This window comes from uncultured Leifsonia sp., from assembly GCF_945957465.1.
Taxonomy (GTDB): Bacteria; Actinomycetota; Actinomycetes; order Actinomycetales; family Microbacteriaceae; genus Leifsonia.
This window is the reverse complement of record NZ_CAMFLC010000058.1, coordinates 1-15,917: the sequence shown is the minus strand read 5'-3', so window position 1 is coordinate 15,917 and position 15,917 is coordinate 1. Positions and strand designations below refer to the sequence as shown.

Here is a 15,917-nt window from a genome sequence, read left to right as displayed (position 1 = left end):
GACGGGTGCTCCGGCTGCGTCCAGCCGCCCGGCGCCGGGGTGGCGTCCGGCCGCCCGCCGAGCAGGTTGCGCGCCCGGTTGACGAGGTCGGGGTCGACCAGCACGGAGTAGCTCGTGGCGATCACCTGCATCACCGACGTGTAGTCGCGGCGGCGGCGGTTGATCGCGTACGACACGATGCCGAACAGCATCCCGAATCCGGCGCCGATGAGCACGGCGGCGATCACGAACGCGTAGCTGACGGTCGGCGAGAAGATCAGCAGCAGCAACCCGAAGAAGATGCCGAGCCAGGCGCCGGAGGCCGCTCCCGCCAGTGCGACCCGCCCCCAGGTGAGCTTGCCGGTGACGCGCTCGACGCTTTTGAGGTCGCTGCCGACGATCGAGACCTTGTCCACCGGGAAGTCCGCGCGGGCCAGCACATCGACGGCTTGCTGCGCGTCGAGGTACGTCTCGTAGGCGGCCACGACCTCGCCCCGGGGCATCGTCGGGAAGAGCATCCGGTTACGTCCGCCGAGCGGGCTTGGAGTGGTCATCGCCCCATTGTCCCATCCTCACCGTCCGCCCGGCCGGTAGGGCTTAAGTTATTAGTCGTGAGTACCCGCATCTTCGTCGCCCGTCTGGCCGGCACCAGCGTGTTCGATCCGGTCGGCGACCGGGTCGGGCGCGTCCGCGACGTCCTGGTGGTGTACCGCAAAGACGATCCGCCCAGCGTCGTGGGGCTCATCGTCGAGATCCCGGGCAAGCGGCGCGTGTTCCTCTCGATCGGGCGTGTGACGAGCATCTCGAGCGGCCAGATCATCACCAACGGCCTGATCAACGTGCGCCGTTTCGAGCAGCGCGGCGGCGAGGTGCGGGTCATCGCCGAACTGCTCGGCCGCAAGGTGGTCTTCACCGACGGCACCGGCGAGGCGACCATCGAGGATGTCGCGATCGAGGAGTCCGACACGGGCGAGTGGGCGGTCAGTCAGCTCTTCGTGCGCCGGCCCAAGACCGGGTCGTCCCCGTTCGGCAAGGGGCCGACCACGTTCGCCGCCTGGAACGAGGTGCGCGAGAAGCAGGCCCGCGGCGAGGCGCAGTCCGCCGAGCAGCTGATCGCGACCTACTCGGAGCTCAAACCGGCCGACCTCGCGAACACACTGCTCGACCTCCCGCAGCAGCGCATGCTCGAAGTCGCCGAGGAGCTCCCCGACGACCGCCTGGCCGACGTTCTGGAGGAGATGCCCGAGAGCGAGCAGGTGCAGATCCTCTCCCAGCTCGACGACGACCGGGCCGCCGACGTGCTCGACCAGATGCAGCCCGACGATGCCGCCGACCTCATCGCCCAGCTCTCCGATGAGCGCGGCGAGCACCTCCTGGAGCTCATGGAGCCCGAGGAGGCCGACGACGTGCGGATGCTCCTGACCTACGCCCCCGAGACCGCGGGCGGTCTGATGACGACGGAGCCGATCATCGTCTCGGCCGACGCTACCGTCGCCGAGGGCCTGGCCCTGATCCGCCGGCACGAGCTCGCGCCCGCCCTGGGCGCCGCGGTGTGCGTCACCCTCCCGCCCTACGAGGCTCCGACGGGGCGGTTCCTCGGCATCGTGCACTTCCAGCGGATGCTGCGCTACCCGCCGCACGTGCGTCTCGGGACGCTCCTCGACCCGAGTTTGGAGCCGGTGACGGCCGACACGTCTGCGGCGGAGGTCTCGCGCATCCTCGCCAGCTACAACCTCGTGTCCGTTCCGGTGGTGGACGAGAAGCATCGGCTCGTCGGGGTGGTGACCATCGACGACATCCTCGACTATCTCCTGCCCGACGACTGGCGAAGTCAAGACGAGGACGAGCCCGTGAAAGCCCCGTCCGACGAGACCGGCAGTATCCGCATCGTGAACGGAAGGAGGGGCGGAAGTGGCACGAGGTAGGCAGGACACGAGCCTGGACGCCCCGAAGGGTCTGCGCACGTCGGTGCTCCCCCGCCGCGACCCGTTCGAGCAGAGCGACCGCTTCGGCCGGTTCACCGAGTGGATCGCGCGCGGGATGGGGACGCCGTGGTTCGTCCTCGGCCTGACCATCTTCGTGGCGGCGTGGATGCTGTGGAACACGCTGGCACCGAACGCCTGGCGCTTCGACTCCGCGGCGCTCGGCTTCATCGCTCTGACGCTGGTGCTGTCGCTGCAGGCCTCGTACGCTGCTCCCCTGATCCTGCTCGCCCAGAACCGGCAGGACGACCGCGACCGCGTCCAGATCGAGCAGGACCGGCAGCGTGCCGAACGGAACCTCGCCGACACCGAGTATCTGGCGCGGGAGGTCGTGGCGCTCCGGCTGGCGGTCAAGGACATGGCCACCAAGGACTTCATCCGCGCCGAGCTGCGCGCTCTGCTGGAGGATCTCGAGAAGGGCGAGCCCGACGAGGGCGGGCGCGCACGTGCCTGAGCCCGCGCTCGCCGAGCTCGTGGGGCGTGCGCTCGGCGGCGTCCTCGACCCCGAGATCCGCAAGCCGGTCACTGAGCTCGACATGATCGGCGGTGTGGAGGTCGATGCCGCCGGCCACGCCACCGTGCAGGTGAAGCTGACGATCGTCGGCTGTCCCGCGGCCGACGCCATCGAGCGCGATGTGCGGACGGCCGCCGCCTCGGTGCCCGGTGTCACCGCCGTCACCGTCGACGTCTCGGTGATGTCGCCCGCCGAGCGCACCGCCCTCACCCAGAAGCTGCGGGGCGGCCGAGCCGCACGGGCGCAGCAATTCGGGCCCGATTCGCTGACCCGCATCTATGCCGTGACCAGCGGCAAGGGCGGGGTGGGCAAGTCCACCGTCACCGCGAATCTGGCGGTCGCCCTCGCCGAGCGCGGTCTCCGGGTCGGCGTGGTGGACGCGGATGTGCACGGCTTCTCGGTGCCGGGGCTGCTCGGCCTGACCGACGCAGCGGGGGTCGCCGTCCGGCCGACGCGGGTGGACGACATGATCCTGCCTCCGGTGGCGTACGGCGTGAAGGTGATCTCGATCGGGATGTTCGTCGACTCGGCGTCCGCCGCCGTCGCCTGGCGCGGACCGATGCTGCACCGGACCATCCAGCAGTTCCTCGGCGACGTGTTCTTCGGCGACCTGGATGTGCTCCTGCTCGACCTGCCGCCCGGCACGGGCGACGTGGCGATCTCGGTCGGTCAGTTGTTGCCGCAGGCCGAGGTGCTCGTCATCACCACCCCGCAGCCGGCCGCGGCCGACGTCGCCGAGCGCTCCGGCGTCGTCGCCCGGCAGACCGGCCAGCGCATCGTCGGGGTGGTGGAGAACATGGCCGGCCTGGTCCAGCCCGACGGCAGTGTGCTGGAGTTGTTCGGCGCCGGAGGCGGCGCGGAGGTCGCGCGACGGCTGAGCGCCGGCCAGGACGAGCCGGTGCCGTTGCTGGCGAGCGTGCCGCTGAGCATCGCGCTGCGGGCCGGCGGCGACGCTGGGGCGCCGATCGTCGTCACCGACCCCCAGGACCCGGCGGCGGCGACCATCCGCGCGGTGGCGGAGCAACTGGCCGTCCGAGCGCGCGGGCTCGCCGGCCGCAAGCTGGGATTGTCGGTCCACTAGGTCGGAGCCACGCACGCCGAGGCGCGCGCCGCCACCCGCCGCCACCCGTATCGCCCGGCGCTGGTCACCCCGGCTCGACGATGCGCGCCAGCAGCTCGACGAGCAGCCGCTCGGTCACCGGACGCGGCAGCGCCTCGATGAGGGCCAGCAGCGGTGCCTGCTCGTCCGGGAGGCCGGGGCCGTCCCCCGCGATGCCGGCCGCCCGCAGGACGCCCGCTGCCGTGTCCGAGTCGAGAGCGGACGCGGCGAGCGGGGGAAGGGCCGCCCGCAGCGCTGCGCCGTCCGCCGGCGGCTCACCGCGCACGTCGTCGGCAGACGCCCTCAGCGCGGCCTCCAATTCGTCCACCCGGTCGTGCGTCACCGGTGTGATCGTCAGGTGCGTCGTGCGGGGCAGCCGGGTGCCGTCGGACTGGGTCAGTCCGGGCTGCAGCTGCAGGTGCCAGCCGCGGCGGCGGGCCCGGTCCGCCCACCGGTGCGGATCGACCCGCCGCTCGGCGGCGACGCTGTCGTCCGCCGTCACGGCAAGCAACGGCCCGGTCGGCTCACCGACGACGCGCAGCCCCTCGATGTCACCGACGATATCGCCCAGCGCGCGCGTGGCGCGCAGGCAGGAGTCGGCCAGCTCGGCGAATCCGCGGGCGCCGAGGGCCTGGATGATCGCCCAGGACGCGGCGAGAGCACCGGCCGACTTCGACCCGAGGAGCGTCGGGTTCACGACCGGATAGCCCGGCCATCCTGTGGTGGCGAAGTACTGCAGCCGCTGCCTGTCACGACCGCGCTGCAGCAGCACGCTCGCGCCTTTGGGCGCGTAACCGAACTTGTGGACATCGGCGGACACGCTCGTGACCCCGGGCACCCGGAAGTCCCACGGTGGCAGGGCGGAGCCGTCCGCCTCCCGCCAGAACGGCAGGATCCAGCCGCCGAAGCACGCGTCGACGTGGAGGTCGACCCCCGCCTCGTCGCACGCCGCGGCGACCTCCTCCACCGGATCGAGCGAGCCGTACGGGTACGACGGCGCCGAGACGACCGCCAGCGCGACGTCCGGTACCAGCCGCTCGACAAGACGCTCGGCGTCCAGCCTCCCCGTACGTGCGTCCACCGGCACCAGGTCGAGATCGAGGCCGAAGTACTCCGCCGCTTTGTGGAAGGCTGCGTGCACGGTCACCGGTGCGACGATCCGCGGGCGGCCGGCACCTCCCGCCGCACGCCAGGCCTCGCGCGCGGTCTTCACCGCGAGCAGGCACGATTCGGTTCCGCCGGACGTCACCGAGCCGACGACCTCGTCGCCGCCGTGGAGCAGTTCACGGGCGAACCCGAGCACCTCGCGCTCCATGACGGCGACCGAGGTGAAGGTCGTGGGATCGAGTCCGTTCACCGGCTGGACGAGCCGGACCGCGGCCGCGGCGAGCTCATCGAGCTCGGCGATTCCGGAGTCGTACACATAGCTGAGCACGTGGCCGCCGTGCGTCGGCGCGTCGGCCGCGCGCAGCGCCGCGAGCCGGGCGAGGATCGCGTCACGGTCAAAGGATGTCATCGACGTCTCCCTTCCGCAGCCGGTAGCGGACGAGCGGCACCAGGCTGACCGCGACGATCGCCGCCGGGATGAGGCTGAACGCCAGCACGATCCCGTCGATCGCACTGGACGGCTGGCTGACCCCCGCGGTCGCGGCGGAGAGATCGGCCGCGCCCGAGATGTAGCCGGCGACGCCGATGACCGTGGTGAACGCAGCTGCGCCGAGCGCCATCCCGGTCGTCTCGCCCGCCGTCCACATCCCGCCGAACGTCCCCGCGCGGCCGGGCCCGTTGCGGCGCGCGTCGTGGGAGATGACGTCGGGCAGCATGGACATCGGCAGCGACTGCATTCCGGCGTAGGCGGCTCCGGCCAGTGCGACCGACGCGTAGACCCACGCCCCCGGCACCCAGATCAGGAGCACCATCGACAGAGCCGCGACGCCGAACAGGACGCTCGCGATCCGGAACCCGCGCTCCTTGCCGATCCGGCGCGCCACGGCGCCCCACACCGGCGTGACGACGAGGGCGGGGCCGATCAGCGCGAGGAAGAGCAGGGTGACGGCGTCTTCGGAGTGCAGCACCCAGGTCGCGACGTAATTCGCCCCGGTCAGCATCATCCCGGTCGCGAGGCCCTGAAGCAGGAACGTCGAGAGCAGCGCCCGGAACGGCTGGCTGTCGCGGAGCGCCGCGAACCCGGCCGCATAGTTGGTGCGCAGCGTGACCAGCATGCTCTGCCGCGGCGGGAGGATGTCCGCGGGCGGCTGCCGGGGCGCCACGAACGCGGACACGAGCATGCCCGCTCCGATCACGAGCCCGGCGACCAGCGCCATGACGAAGTACGCGGTGAACCCCGTGCCGCCGCCCAGTGAGCGGAGGGCGGGTCCGCCCGCGCCGAACAGGAGGATGGCGAAGGTGAGGACCACCACGCGCCACGTGAGCAGGCGCGTGCGCTCGTCGTACCCGGCCGCGAGTTCGGCCGGCAGCGCGATGTACGGCACCTGGAACAGACTGAACGCGGTCGCCGTGATCAGGAAGGCCAGGAACACCCAGAGAGCCGACAGCGCCGTCGGGGTCCCCGGCGGCACCGCGAAGGTCAGCAGGAAGAACACCGGCAGCGCGATGGCTCCCACGACCATCATCGGGCGTCGGGAACCGCGGGCTGCGAGCATGCGGTCGCTTCGCGCGCCGATCACGGGATCGATGATCACATCCCAGACCTTGGCGACCGTGACCACGGCACCCGCCGCGAAAGCAGCGACCCCGAGCGACTCGGTCAGGTAATAGACGAGGACGAGCCCGGGGAGCGTCGCGAAGCCTCCGGTGCCGAGCGAACCGACGGCATAGCGGGCGACCGTCGACCGGGCCAGCGACTGCTGCGTTGCGATCATTCCCGCATCGTAAGGGATACACAGGCGTATCGGCGCGTCGGATCCTCGGCGACGCGCGGGCAGGCCCACGCGGTGCGTGTACGACCGCTCAGGTGGATTCGGCGTCGAACGGCGGAACGGAGCCGCTCGGGAGCGCCTGCGTGCGCTGCGCGTAGGCCGACTGCGTCACCGGCTTGATCGCCGCGGGCGCGGGCGAATCGTCCATCAGCGCCTCGCGGACGATTCGGCGGGGGTCGTACTGGCGCGGATCGAGCTTCTTCCAGTCGACATCGTCGAACTCGGGGCCCATCTCTTCCTTCATGCGCGCCTTGGCGCCGTTGGCGAAGTCGCGCATCGAGCGGATCAGCTGGCTGAGCTTGGCCGCGTACTGCGGCAGGCGCTCGGGCCCGATGAGGAACGCGGCGATCACCGCGATGATGAGGAGCTTCTCCGGAGTCAGGCCGAACACACATACAGAGTATCGCGCGCGGCTGCACGAATGCTGGATTCCGGGGGCCTATCCTGGATCGGAGCCACCGACGGGAGAACAGTGTCAGACAAGGACTCGAACTGGAGATTCGCCGACGACATCATCGTCGAGAGCGAAGTGATCACGCGGGCACGCCAGCAATCCCTCGAACTGGGCGTCGAGCCCATCGCTCCCAGCACGGGCGCCCAGGCCGCCGTGGTCGTCGCGGCGACGGCCGCCGAGAACATCGTCGAGATCGGCACCGGCGTCGGCGTCTCCGGGCTCTGGCTCCTGACCGGTGGCACGCAGGCGCAGCTCACCAGCATCGATGTCGAGGTCGACCACCAGCAGCACGCCCGCACCTTCTTCACCGAGGCCGGCGTCGCGGCCAACCGGGTGCGCCTCATCACCGGCCGCGCCCTCGACGTGCTCCCCCGGATGAACGAGAACTCGTACGACATCGTCTTCATCGACGCCGACCCGCAATCCGTGATCGAGTACGTCGAGCACGGCCTCCGGCTGGTCCGCCCCGGCGGCACCGTGCTGGTTGCGCACGCGCTCTGGCGGGGCAGGGTCTCCGACCCGGCCGCCCGTGATCCGCTCGCGACCGGGTATCGCACGCTGATCACCGAGACCGCGGCCTCGGGCGCCGTCATCAGCGCGCTCTCGCCGGCCGCCGACGGCCTGCTGCAGATCACCAAGCTCACGCCGTAACCGAGCTCGACGCCCGGGCGGGAATCAGCCCGGACGCGAGAAAAGGCCCCGATCTCTCGGGGCCTCTTCTCGTCGGGTCGATCGTCAGGAGGCGCTCACGACGCTCGCGAGAGCGTCGTGGAGCTCCTTGGCCTCCGCGTCATTGACGGAGACGACCAGGCGTCCCCCACCTTCGAGCGGCACCCGCACGATGATGAGCCGTCCCTCCTTCACAGCCTCCATCGGCCCGTCCCCGGTCCTCGGCTTCATGGCCGCCATGCAGCTCCCCTTTCGTGGATGTCTCCTCCATTATCCGTCATCGGCGGCGGACGGGGGAAATCGCCGGTCTACCCCACCGCACAATGGGCCGCGTGCGATCGCAGCGGGCCACCGATCACGGCGGTGACCAGTCGGCGCCGTCGACGCCCCAGCAGATCGCGATCCAGCCGACCTGCAACAGCAGGCAGAGCACGACGATCCCGGCCCGGTACACCCGGCTCCTCGGCATCGCCACCACGCCCAGCAACGGGAACAGCGGCATGAGGATGCGGAAGGTGCTCGACTGCGGGAAGAAGACGGCGAGCAGGTAGAGGGAGTACGCGGCGATCCAGAAGCGCAGGTCGACGCCGAGGCGACGCACAGCCGGCGAGAACAGCAGCACGGCGAACACGGCCACGATCAGCACCATGGCGAGAATGCCGACCCAGCCGGGAATGCCCAGCATCACACTCGCCCACCAGTCGGCGCCCTGGAACCACGGTGTGAACGGCACCAGGTGCGTGTAGCCGATGTACGGCGACCGCCACGCCAGCTCGGTGTCGGTGTAGGCGGTCAGGGATCCGGTCGCGACGGCGGCGATCGCCGGCCACGCCACGCCCGCGACCGCGCTGAACACCGCGAGTGCCGCGCTCAGCGCGCGCTCCTTCCGAGGGAACGGCTCCGTGCGTCTGCGCACCCAGCGGTAGATCACATGGAGCCCCACCGCGAGGGCGAAGGCAAGCCCGCTCGGACGGGTGAAGGCCATCACCAGCACGATCGGGAAGAGCCAGCCGTAGCGGCGTTCCACGAGCAGGAGGAGAGCAGTCGCCAGCAGCAGGAGGTAGAGCGATTCGGCGTAGGCGACCTGGAAGAGCGGCGAGACCGGCGCGACGCAGAACAGGACGACGGCGAACAGACTCGTCGACGAGCCGAGGCCGACGCGCAGCATCAGGCGGTAGAACACCAGCGCCGCGCCCGCCGCGCACACCACCGATACGAGGACCGCCGCGGGCGACCAAGGAAGGCGGCTGACGAACATGACCGCATCCACCAGCCACGGGTATCCGGGCAGGAACGCCCAGGCGTTCTCGGTGACGTGACCGTCTGCGACCGGCAGCGCGGATGGATACCCCCAGCCCGCGACGATGTTGTACCAGAGGCCGTCCCAGATGGTGGCGTAGGAGAAGTAGTCGGGATGCGCGCCTGTCCAGGGGTTCTTGCCCTGTCCTGCAGCGAAGCCCAGCAGGATGATGGTCGTGACGACCCGGCTGGCGAGGAAGATCGCGAGGACCCGCACCCACCACCGCGACCACCAGGGCACGGCGGACGGCCCGACGGCCTCCTGAGCCTCAGCGGGCGCCGGGACCGCTGAGCCAGTCACGGAGACCCGCCTCCACCGAGACGATCTGCTCGACATCGACGCGCTCGTCGTCGGCGTGCGCCTTGAGCGGGTCGCCCGGCCCGTAGTTGACGGCCGGGATGCCGAGCGCGCTGAACCGGGCGACGTCCGTCCAGCCGTACTTCGGCTTGGCGACGCCGCCGACCGCGCTGACGAACTCCTGCGCGAGAGGGGCGTCGAGCCCGGGACGGGCGCCGTCCGCCCGGTCGACCACGGTGATCTCGTAGCCGTCGAACAGCTCGTGCAGGTAGGCGACCGCCTCCTCCGAGCTGCGCGACGGTGCGAACCGGTAGTTGATGTGCACCATCGCCTCGTCGGGGATGATGTTGCCCGCGACTCCGCCCGAGATGCCGACGGCGTTCAGGCCTTCGCGATACACCAGCCCGTCGACCTCCACCTTGCGCGCGGTGTACCCGGCGAGGAGATCGAGGACGGGCGCGATCTTGTGGATGGCGTTCTCGCCCACCCAGCCGCGGGCGGAGTGCGCGCGCAGCCCGTAGGCGCGGACCTCGACGCGGAGGTTGCCGTTGCAGCCGCCCTCCACCACTCCGTTGCTCGGTTCGCCCAGGATCGCGAAGTCGCCCACGAACAGGTCGGGACGGTTGCGCGCGAGCCGGCCGAGACCGTTCAGCTCCGCGTTGACCTCCTCGTGGTCGTACCACATCCAGGTCACGTCGATGGCGGGGTCGGTGAGCTCGGCCGCGAGCTTGAGCTGAACGGCCACGCCGGCCTTCATGTCGACGGTGCCACGACCCCACAGGTACCGGACTCCGGCCTCGTCTTCGAACCGGGTCGGGAGGTTGCCGTTGAGCGGCACCGTGTCGATGTGCCCGGCGATCAGCGCGCGCCGCTCGCGCCCCAGGTTCGTGCGCGCGACGACCGTGTCTCCGTCTCGGATGAGCTCGAGGTGCGGCAGAGGAGCGAGGGCCTCGACGATGGCGTCGGCGAGTGTCCCCTCGTCGCCCGACACCGACTCGATGTCGCAGATCTGGCGCGTGAGGTCGATGGACGTGGCGGTGAGGTCGAGAGGCACCCTACTAATCTAGGGGCATGCCTTCCGACTTTTCTGACGAGTCCGCCGCGTCCGCCGAGGCCCGCACCGCCTGGGGCTATGGCCTGGCGACGGTCGCCGGGGACGGGACGGTGCTCGACACCTGGTTCCCCGAGCCGAAGCTCGGCGGCATCCCGGCCGGCCGGGAGCGCTGGATCGCACCGGCCGACATCGAAGAGCTCGCGGGCGACGACGCGCGGCGCAATGTGCGCATCGACATCGTGACCGTCGAGATCGACCTCGACGCCGCGCCGGCCTCCACGCCGGACGCGTACCTGAGGCTCCACCTGCTCTCCCACCTCCTGGTCCGACCGAACACGGTGAACCTCGACGGCGTGTTCGCCCATCTGCCCATCGTGGCGTGGACCAACGCGGGCCCGGTGCTGCCGGCCGACGTCGAGCGACTCCGGCCCCGGCTGCAGCGGGCCGGGATCCACGTGACCGGAATCGACAAGTTCCCGCGCCTGCTCGACTACGTGACGCCGGAACGCGTGCGCATCGCCGACGCGTCGCGCGTGCGGCTGGGCGCCCACCTCGCGCCCGGCACCACGGTGATGCACGAGGGCTTCGTCAACTTCAACGCGGGCACCCTGGGTTCGTCGATGGTCGAGGGTCGCATCTCGCAGGGAGTCGTCGTCGGCGACGGCTCCGACATCGGCGGCGGCGCCTCCATCATGGGCACCCTGTCGGGCGGCGGCACCCAGCGCGTGGCGATCGGCGAGCGCGCCCTCCTCGGCGCGAACTCCGGCATCGGAATCTCGATCGGCGACGACACGGTGGTCGAGGCGGGCCTCTATGTCACGGCGGGCACGAAGGTCGTGGTCGTCGATGGTCCGGCGACCGCGGACGGCGGTCCGCAGACGGTCAAGGCGGTCGAGCTCTCCGGGGTCCCCGGGCTGCTGTTCCGCCGCAACTCGCTGACCGGCGCCGTCGAGGTGCTCCGCCGTTCCGGGACGGGTGTCGAGCTGAACGCCGCCCTCCACGCCTGACGCACGTCGCCTGACGCACGTCGAGGGGCGCGTAAACGCCCCTAAAGGCGAGTTTTAGGGACGTTTCGGCGCCCTTCGGGTGCGGTCGTGCCGTCAGACGAGGGTCAGGACGGAGGCCGGGTCGGCCAGGATGCGGCCGATGTCGGCGAGGAAGCGCGAGCCCTGCTCGCCGTCGACGATGCGGTGGTCGAAGGTGACGGCCAGCGTCAGCACGTCGCGTAGGGCGATGCCGCCCTCGTGCTCCCAGGGCTGGCGGCGCACCGCGCCCACCGCGAGGATGGCGGCCTCCCCCGGCGTCAGGATCGGCGTGCCCGCGTCCACGCCGAACACGCCGACATTCGTGATCGTGATCGTCCCGCCCGTGAGAGCGGCCGGCGGAGTCTTGCCGGACCGCGCGGTGACGGCCAGGTCGCGGATGGCGGCGGACAGCTCGGCGAGCGAGAGGGCGTCGGCGTCGCGGATGACCGGGACCATCAGACCGCGCGGGGTCGCTGCGGCGATGCCGAGGTGGATGGCCCTGGTCTGCACGATCTCCTGGGCGGCCTCATCCCAGCGCGAGTTGACCTCGGGCGTGCGGCGGGCGGCCAGGCACAGCGCCTTGGCGACGACCGCCGACAGCCCGGGACGCGCCTCGGCGAGGTCGGGACGCGCCCGCAGCCGCTCGATCAGTTCGGTCGTAGGCGTGACGTCGACGGTCAGGAAGACAGTGGCCTGCGGAGCGCCGAACGCGCTGCGGACCATGGCCTCCGCCGTGGCCTTGCGCACCCCGCGGATCGGGATGCGGACCTCGCCCGCCGCCGGCGTGGTGGCGGTCTCGGCCGTCGTCTCGTTCGTCGGCGCGGTCGTCGTCGCGGTGGGCGCGTGGAACGCGTCGAGGTCGGCGCGCGTGACCAGGCCGCGCTCGCCCGTCCCGCGGACGGCTGCGAGGTCGATGCCGCGCTCGCGCGCGAGCTTGCGGACCGGCGGTGTGGCGCGGGGACGCTCATGCACGTCGGTCACCGTCGCCGTCGCGAGCGCCGCGACAGGCGGCTCGGGCGCAACGGGAGACGGCGCAGCGGGAGAGGGTGCAGCGGGAGAGGGTGCGGCGGGAGCAGGTGCAGCGGCAGCGGCCGGCGCGACCGCCCCAGCCAACCCCGGGCGGGCGCGTCGGGCCGGTCTGCCCTGCGTGTCGGGACGTGCGCCGTAGCCCACGAGCACCGGCTCGCGGGCCTCCGCCGGCTGCGACGGCGCGGCCGCGCTGTCGGAGGTCGACGCGGGCTCCGGCTCGGGGTCTGCTCCCGGCGCGCCCGCCACCTCGAACGCCACCAGAGGCTCCCCCACCGCGACCGTCACACCCGGTTCCACGTACAGCCGCGACACGGTGCCCTCGTAGGGCGCGGGCAGCTCCACCAGTGCTTTGGCGGTCTCCACCTCGGCGATGATCTGGTTCAGCCGCACGGTGTCGCCGACGGCGACGTGCCAGCTCACCAGCTCCGATTCGGTCAGCCCCTCCCCGAGGTCGGGCAGGGCGAAGTCCTTGACCGCCATCAGTCGTCCACCCCGCTCAGCGAGTTCGGCCGGTCCATCGCCCGGTCGATGCCGTCGAGGATGCGGTCGAGGTCGGGCAGGTGCGCGGCCTCCAGCCGGGCGGGCGGGTAGGGGATGTCGTGCCCGGTGATCCGCACCGGCGCGTGCTCCAGGTGGTAGAAGCAGCGCTCGGTGATCGACGCCGAGATCTCGGCGCCGAGGCCCCCCGACAGAGCGGCCTCGTGCGTTATCACGAGCCGGCCGGTCTTGCGGACCGACGCAGCGACCGTGTCGAGGTCGAGCGGCGACAGCGAACGGAGGTCGACGACCTCCACCGACACGCCCTCGTCCGACGCGGCCATCGCCGCGTCGGACGCCAACTGCACCAGGCCGCCGTACGTCACCAGCGTCACGTCGCTGCCGGGCGAGACCACGCGGGCCGTACCCATCGGCCGGGCGTCCTGCAGCGGCGCCTCCACGTCCACGTCGCCCTTGGCGTGATAGCGGCGCTTGGGCTCGAAGAACAGCACAGGATCGTCCGAGGCGATGGCCTGCCGGATGAGCGTGTATGCGTCCTGCGGCGTCGACGGGCTGACCACGCGCAGGCCCGCTGCATGGGCGAAGTACGCCTCGGGAGAGTCGGAGTGGTGCTCGGCGGCGCCGATCCCGCCCGCAAAGGGCACCCGGATCGTGATCGGCATCCGCACGGCGCCGGCCGTGCGGTAGTGCATGCGCGCCACTTGGCTGACGATCTGATCGAAGGCGGGGTAGATGAAGCCGTCGAACTGGATCTCGACCACCGGCCGCAGCCCGCGGTACGCCATGCCGACGGCCGTGCCCAGGATGCCGGACTCGGCCAGCGGCGAATCCATCACCCTCCGCGGGCCGAACTCGGTCTGCAGACCGTCGGTGACGCGGAACACGCCGCCGAGCGTGCCGATGTCCTCCCCCATCAGCACCACGCGGTCGTCGTCGGCCAGCGAGCGGCGCAGACCGGCGTTGATGGCCTTGGCCATGGTGAGTGCTGTCATCGGTCACCGCCGACGAACGTGCGCAGGTAACGCGAATAGTGGTCCCGCTGACGGGCGAGGCCGGTGTGCGGCTCGGCGTAGACGTTGTCGAAGACGGTCATCGGGTCCGGGTCCTGCAGCGAGACGACCCCCTGGCGCATCTCAGAGGCGACCGCATCGGCGTGCTCCTGGATGGCGGCGAGGGTCTCCGGGGTCAGCAGACCGGCCGCTGCGAGGTGCGCCTCCACCCGCGCGACCGGGTCTTTGGCGCGCCACTCGTCGAGCTCGGCGGGGTCGCGGTAGCGGCTCGGGTCGTCGGCCGTGGTGTGCGGGCCCATCCGGTACGTGACGGCTTCGATGAACGTCGGGCCGCCGCCGCTGCGGGCGCGGTCGAGGGCGGAACGCGTCACCGCCATCACCGCGAGCACGTCGTTGCCGTCGACGCGGACGCTCGGCACGCCGAAGCCCGGCGCGCGCTCCGCGATCGGGCGCTGCGCCTGCAGCGCGACCGGCTCGGAGATCGCGTACTGGTTGTTCTGGCAGAAGAAGATGACCGGGGCGGCGTAGGTGGCGGCGAAGATCAGGGCCTCGTTGACGTCGCCTTCGGAGGTCGCGCCGTCGCCGAAATAGGCGATCGAGGCCGCGTCCGTCCCGTCCGCCTGGATGCCGATGGCGTACCCGGTGGCGTGGAGGGTCTGTGCGCCGATGATGACCTGCGGCGTCGCCATGTTGATGTCGTAGGGGTTCCAGCCGCTCTGGGTTGTGCCCCGCCAGACCCGAAGGAGATCGACCAGGCCGGCTCCCCGGCAGTAGGCCACCCCGTGCTCGCGATAGCTGGAGAAGACGAAGTCGTCGTGGCGGAGGGCGCGCCCGGAGCCGATCTGAGCTGCCTCCTGGCCGAGAAGCGGGGGCCACAGGCCGAGCTCGCCCTGGCGCTGCAGAGCGGTGGCCTCGGAGTCGATGCGGCGGATGACGACCATGTCCTCGTAGAGGCCGAGGAGCTGATCGGGTCCGATGTCGGAGACCCAGGCGTCGAAGCGGACGTCGCTGACGCGCTCACCCGTCTCGGTCAGCAAGCGGACGGTGTCGGCGCCGGCCGGGAGTCGGACGTCGTCGAGTCGTGTGTCGGGCTGATTGTCGATCGTCACGGTTCACGCAACCTTCACTCTCGCGTCCGGCCTGCCCGCTTGTGGCGCGCATGACCGGCTTCCGGCCTCCTTGCCGGAATTACCCGAAAGGGTACGCTCCCCGATCAGCGCGCACAACCAACGGCGTGTCGACCGTGCATAGTGCACTGTCACCGGGAGCGTGAGGATGCTAGCTTTCACACTATGCGCATCTTCGACACCACCGACCGACGCATCCTCGTCGCCCTGGCGGACGACCCGCGGTCGACCAACGTCTCGCTCGCCGATCGGCTGGGGCTCAGCCGCAACACGGTGCAGGCGCGGGTGGCCGAACTGGAGCGGAACGGAGCGTTCCTCTCGTTCGAACGGCGCATCTCGGCGACGGCCGCCGGCTATCCGCTCGCGGCATTCGTGACGGTGCACGTGCAGCAGCAGAAGCTCGCGGAGATCGTCGAGCACCTGGCCGCCATCCCGGAGATCGTGCAGGCGCACGGGCTGTCCGGGCCGTCCGATCTGCTGCTGCGGGTGGTGTGCACCGACGCGGAGGACCTGTTCCGGATCACCGGCGCGATCCAGTCGACCGACGGGGTCGTGCGCGCCGAGACCTCCCTCGACATGGGCGAGCTCATCCCCTATCGCCTGCGCCCGCTGCTCACCCGCGATTGACGCCGAGACGGCGCAATCTGCGCCGTCTCGGCGGATTCGCCGCATTCTGTGCCGCCTCGGGAACGGCGAAGGCCGCGCCGACGGGAGTCGGCGCGGCCTTCGTGTGGTGCGGCGAGATCAGCTCTCGACAGGCGCCGGAGCGCCCTCGGCGGGCTCGGTCGGCCCCTCGGAGGCCGCGTCACCGCCCTGCGTGTCCGCCTCGTCGGCGATCACCGGTGCGAGCGACAGCTTTCCGCGGTCGTCGATCTTGGTGATCTCGACCAGGATCTTCTGGCCGACGCCGAGCACGTCCTCGACGTTCTCGACGCGCTTGC

Annotated in this window: 17 protein-coding genes; 6 read left to right on the top strand and 11 right to left on the bottom strand. The window is 71.2% G+C overall.

The features are described from left to right. Nucleotides 1-533: general stress protein (locus tag Q0Q23_RS17630; protein ID WP_295127199.1), on the bottom strand; the 533-nt coding region annotated here is incomplete at its 3' end. A 57-nt stretch (nt 534-590) separates the two neighbouring features. Here Q0Q23_RS17630 and Q0Q23_RS17625 point away from each other — a divergent pair. Genes Q0Q23_RS17625 through Q0Q23_RS17615 form a run of 3 tightly spaced genes read left to right on the top strand, consistent with a single transcriptional unit; the run spans nt 591 to nt 3,556 of the window. After that, a complete protein-coding gene (locus Q0Q23_RS17625) occupies nt 591-1,904 on the top strand; it encodes a magnesium transporter MgtE N-terminal domain-containing protein (protein WP_295127196.1) in 1,314 nt (437 codons plus the stop codon). Further along, nucleotides 1,891-2,415 (top strand): DUF1003 domain-containing protein, encoded by a 525-nt coding sequence (locus Q0Q23_RS17620; RefSeq protein WP_295127191.1) that lies wholly within the window; start codon nt 1,891-1,893, stop codon nt 2,413-2,415. Before Q0Q23_RS17625 ends, Q0Q23_RS17620 begins: the two co-directional genes overlap by 14 nt. Further along, nucleotides 2,408-3,556: an Mrp/NBP35 family ATP-binding protein gene (locus Q0Q23_RS17615; protein ID WP_295127188.1), complete on the top strand. Its 1,149-nt coding sequence runs from the start codon at nt 2,408-2,410 to the stop codon at nt 3,554-3,556. Before Q0Q23_RS17620 ends, Q0Q23_RS17615 begins: the two co-directional genes overlap by 8 nt. A gap of 64 nt (nt 3,557-3,620) precedes the next feature. On the opposite strand, the gene Q0Q23_RS17610 is transcribed toward Q0Q23_RS17615, so the two are convergent. The 3 genes from Q0Q23_RS17610 to Q0Q23_RS17600 all read right to left on the bottom strand — a co-directional run bounded on the left by Q0Q23_RS17610 (nt 3,621) and on the right by Q0Q23_RS17600 (nt 6,904). Next, nucleotides 3,621-5,090, bottom strand: a complete 1,470-nt coding sequence (locus tag Q0Q23_RS17610) for an aspartate aminotransferase family protein (protein ID WP_295127185.1) — start codon at nt 5,088-5,090, stop codon at nt 3,621-3,623. After that, a complete protein-coding gene (locus tag Q0Q23_RS17605; RefSeq protein ID WP_295127182.1) occupies nt 5,077-6,456 on the bottom strand; it encodes an MFS transporter in 1,380 nt (459 codons plus the stop codon). The genes Q0Q23_RS17610 and Q0Q23_RS17605 overlap by 14 nt, the downstream gene beginning before the upstream one ends. Before the next feature lie 88 nt (nt 6,457-6,544). Continuing rightward, entirely contained in the window at nt 6,545-6,904 is a 360-nt protein-coding gene (locus Q0Q23_RS17600) for a Sec-independent protein translocase TatB (protein ID WP_295127178.1), read from the bottom strand. A gap of 81 nt (nt 6,905-6,985) precedes the next feature. On the opposite strand from Q0Q23_RS17600, the gene Q0Q23_RS17595 reads away from it, so the two are divergent. After that, the gene (locus tag Q0Q23_RS17595) at nt 6,986-7,618 is read left to right on the top strand and encodes an O-methyltransferase (RefSeq protein WP_295127175.1); all 633 of its coding nucleotides are present in this window, start codon (nt 6,986-6,988) and stop codon (nt 7,616-7,618) included. An 84-nt stretch (nt 7,619-7,702) separates the two neighbouring features. Here the strand turns inward: Q0Q23_RS17595 and Q0Q23_RS17590 are convergent, their stop codons facing one another. The 3 genes from Q0Q23_RS17590 to dapE all read right to left on the bottom strand — a co-directional run bounded on the left by Q0Q23_RS17590 (nt 7,703) and on the right by dapE (nt 10,287). Further along, a complete protein-coding gene (locus tag Q0Q23_RS17590) occupies nt 7,703-7,876 on the bottom strand; it encodes a DUF3117 domain-containing protein (RefSeq protein ID WP_021764147.1) in 174 nt (57 codons plus the stop codon). 115 nt (nt 7,877-7,991) lie between these two features. After that, nucleotides 7,992-9,236, bottom strand: coding sequence for a hypothetical protein (locus Q0Q23_RS17585; protein WP_295127168.1), 1,245 nt, complete (start codon nt 9,234-9,236; stop codon nt 7,992-7,994). After that, nucleotides 9,205-10,287, bottom strand: coding sequence for a succinyl-diaminopimelate desuccinylase (gene dapE, locus Q0Q23_RS17580; RefSeq protein ID WP_295127165.1), 1,083 nt, complete (start codon nt 10,285-10,287; stop codon nt 9,205-9,207). Before dapE ends, Q0Q23_RS17585 begins: the two co-directional genes overlap by 32 nt. Before the next feature lie 17 nt (nt 10,288-10,304). Between dapE and dapD the strand changes: the two genes are divergently transcribed. Next, nucleotides 10,305-11,294 carry a 2,3,4,5-tetrahydropyridine-2,6-dicarboxylate N-succinyltransferase gene (dapD, locus tag Q0Q23_RS17575; RefSeq protein ID WP_295127162.1) on the top strand — a complete coding sequence of 330 codons (990 nt, stop codon included), beginning with the start codon at nt 10,305-10,307 and terminating at the stop codon, nt 11,292-11,294. Nucleotides 11,295-11,387: 93 nt separating this feature from the next. Here the strand turns inward: dapD and Q0Q23_RS17570 are convergent, their stop codons facing one another. The 3 genes from Q0Q23_RS17570 to pdhA are packed head-to-tail and all read right to left on the bottom strand — an operon-like array spanning nt 11,388 to nt 14,952. Continuing rightward, nucleotides 11,388-12,821, bottom strand: coding sequence for a dihydrolipoamide acetyltransferase family protein (locus Q0Q23_RS17570; protein WP_295127159.1), 1,434 nt, complete (start codon nt 12,819-12,821; stop codon nt 11,388-11,390). Beyond that, nucleotides 12,821-13,831 (bottom strand): alpha-ketoacid dehydrogenase subunit beta, encoded by a 1,011-nt coding sequence (locus tag Q0Q23_RS17565; protein WP_295127156.1) that lies wholly within the window; start codon nt 13,829-13,831, stop codon nt 12,821-12,823. Before Q0Q23_RS17565 ends, Q0Q23_RS17570 begins: the two co-directional genes overlap by 1 nt. Continuing rightward, nucleotides 13,828-14,952, bottom strand: coding sequence for a pyruvate dehydrogenase (acetyl-transferring) E1 component subunit alpha (gene pdhA, locus Q0Q23_RS17560; RefSeq protein ID WP_295127202.1), 1,125 nt, complete (start codon nt 14,950-14,952; stop codon nt 13,828-13,830). The genes Q0Q23_RS17565 and pdhA overlap by 4 nt, the downstream gene beginning before the upstream one ends. 189 nt (nt 14,953-15,141) lie before the next feature. Between pdhA and Q0Q23_RS17555 the strand changes: the two genes are divergently transcribed. Then, nucleotides 15,142-15,603, top strand: a complete 462-nt coding sequence (locus Q0Q23_RS17555; protein ID WP_295127153.1) for an Lrp/AsnC family transcriptional regulator — start codon at nt 15,142-15,144, stop codon at nt 15,601-15,603. Between the two features lie 117 nt (nt 15,604-15,720). Here Q0Q23_RS17555 and Q0Q23_RS17550 read toward each other — a convergent pair. Then, nucleotides 15,721-15,917: hypothetical protein (locus tag Q0Q23_RS17550; protein WP_295127150.1), on the bottom strand; the 197-nt coding region annotated here is incomplete at its 5' end.

What these genes read in the sequence shown, in the direction of transcription:
- dapD (WP_295127162.1), top strand. Translation starts at nt 10,305, where the DNA reads ATGCCTTCCGACTTTTCTGACGAGTCCGCCGCGTCCGCCGAGGCCCGC.
- Q0Q23_RS17555 (WP_295127153.1), top strand. Translation starts at nt 15,142, where the DNA reads ATGCGCATCTTCGACACCACCGACCGACGCATCCTCGTCGCCCTGGCG.
- Q0Q23_RS17590 (WP_021764147.1), bottom strand. Translation starts at nt 7,876, where the DNA reads ATGGCGGCCATGAAGCCGAGGACCGGGGACGGGCCGATGGAGGCTGTG.
- Q0Q23_RS17565 (WP_295127156.1), bottom strand. Translation starts at nt 13,831, where the DNA reads ATGACAGCACTCACCATGGCCAAGGCCATCAACGCCGGTCTGCGCCGC.
- Q0Q23_RS17605 (WP_295127182.1), bottom strand. Translation starts at nt 6,456, where the DNA reads ATGATCGCAACGCAGCAGTCGCTGGCCCGGTCGACGGTCGCCCGCTAT.
- Q0Q23_RS17610 (WP_295127185.1), bottom strand. Translation starts at nt 5,090, where the DNA reads ATGACATCCTTTGACCGTGACGCGATCCTCGCCCGGCTCGCGGCGCTG.
- Q0Q23_RS17570 (WP_295127159.1), bottom strand. Translation starts at nt 12,821, where the DNA reads ATGGCGGTCAAGGACTTCGCCCTGCCCGACCTCGGGGAGGGGCTGACC.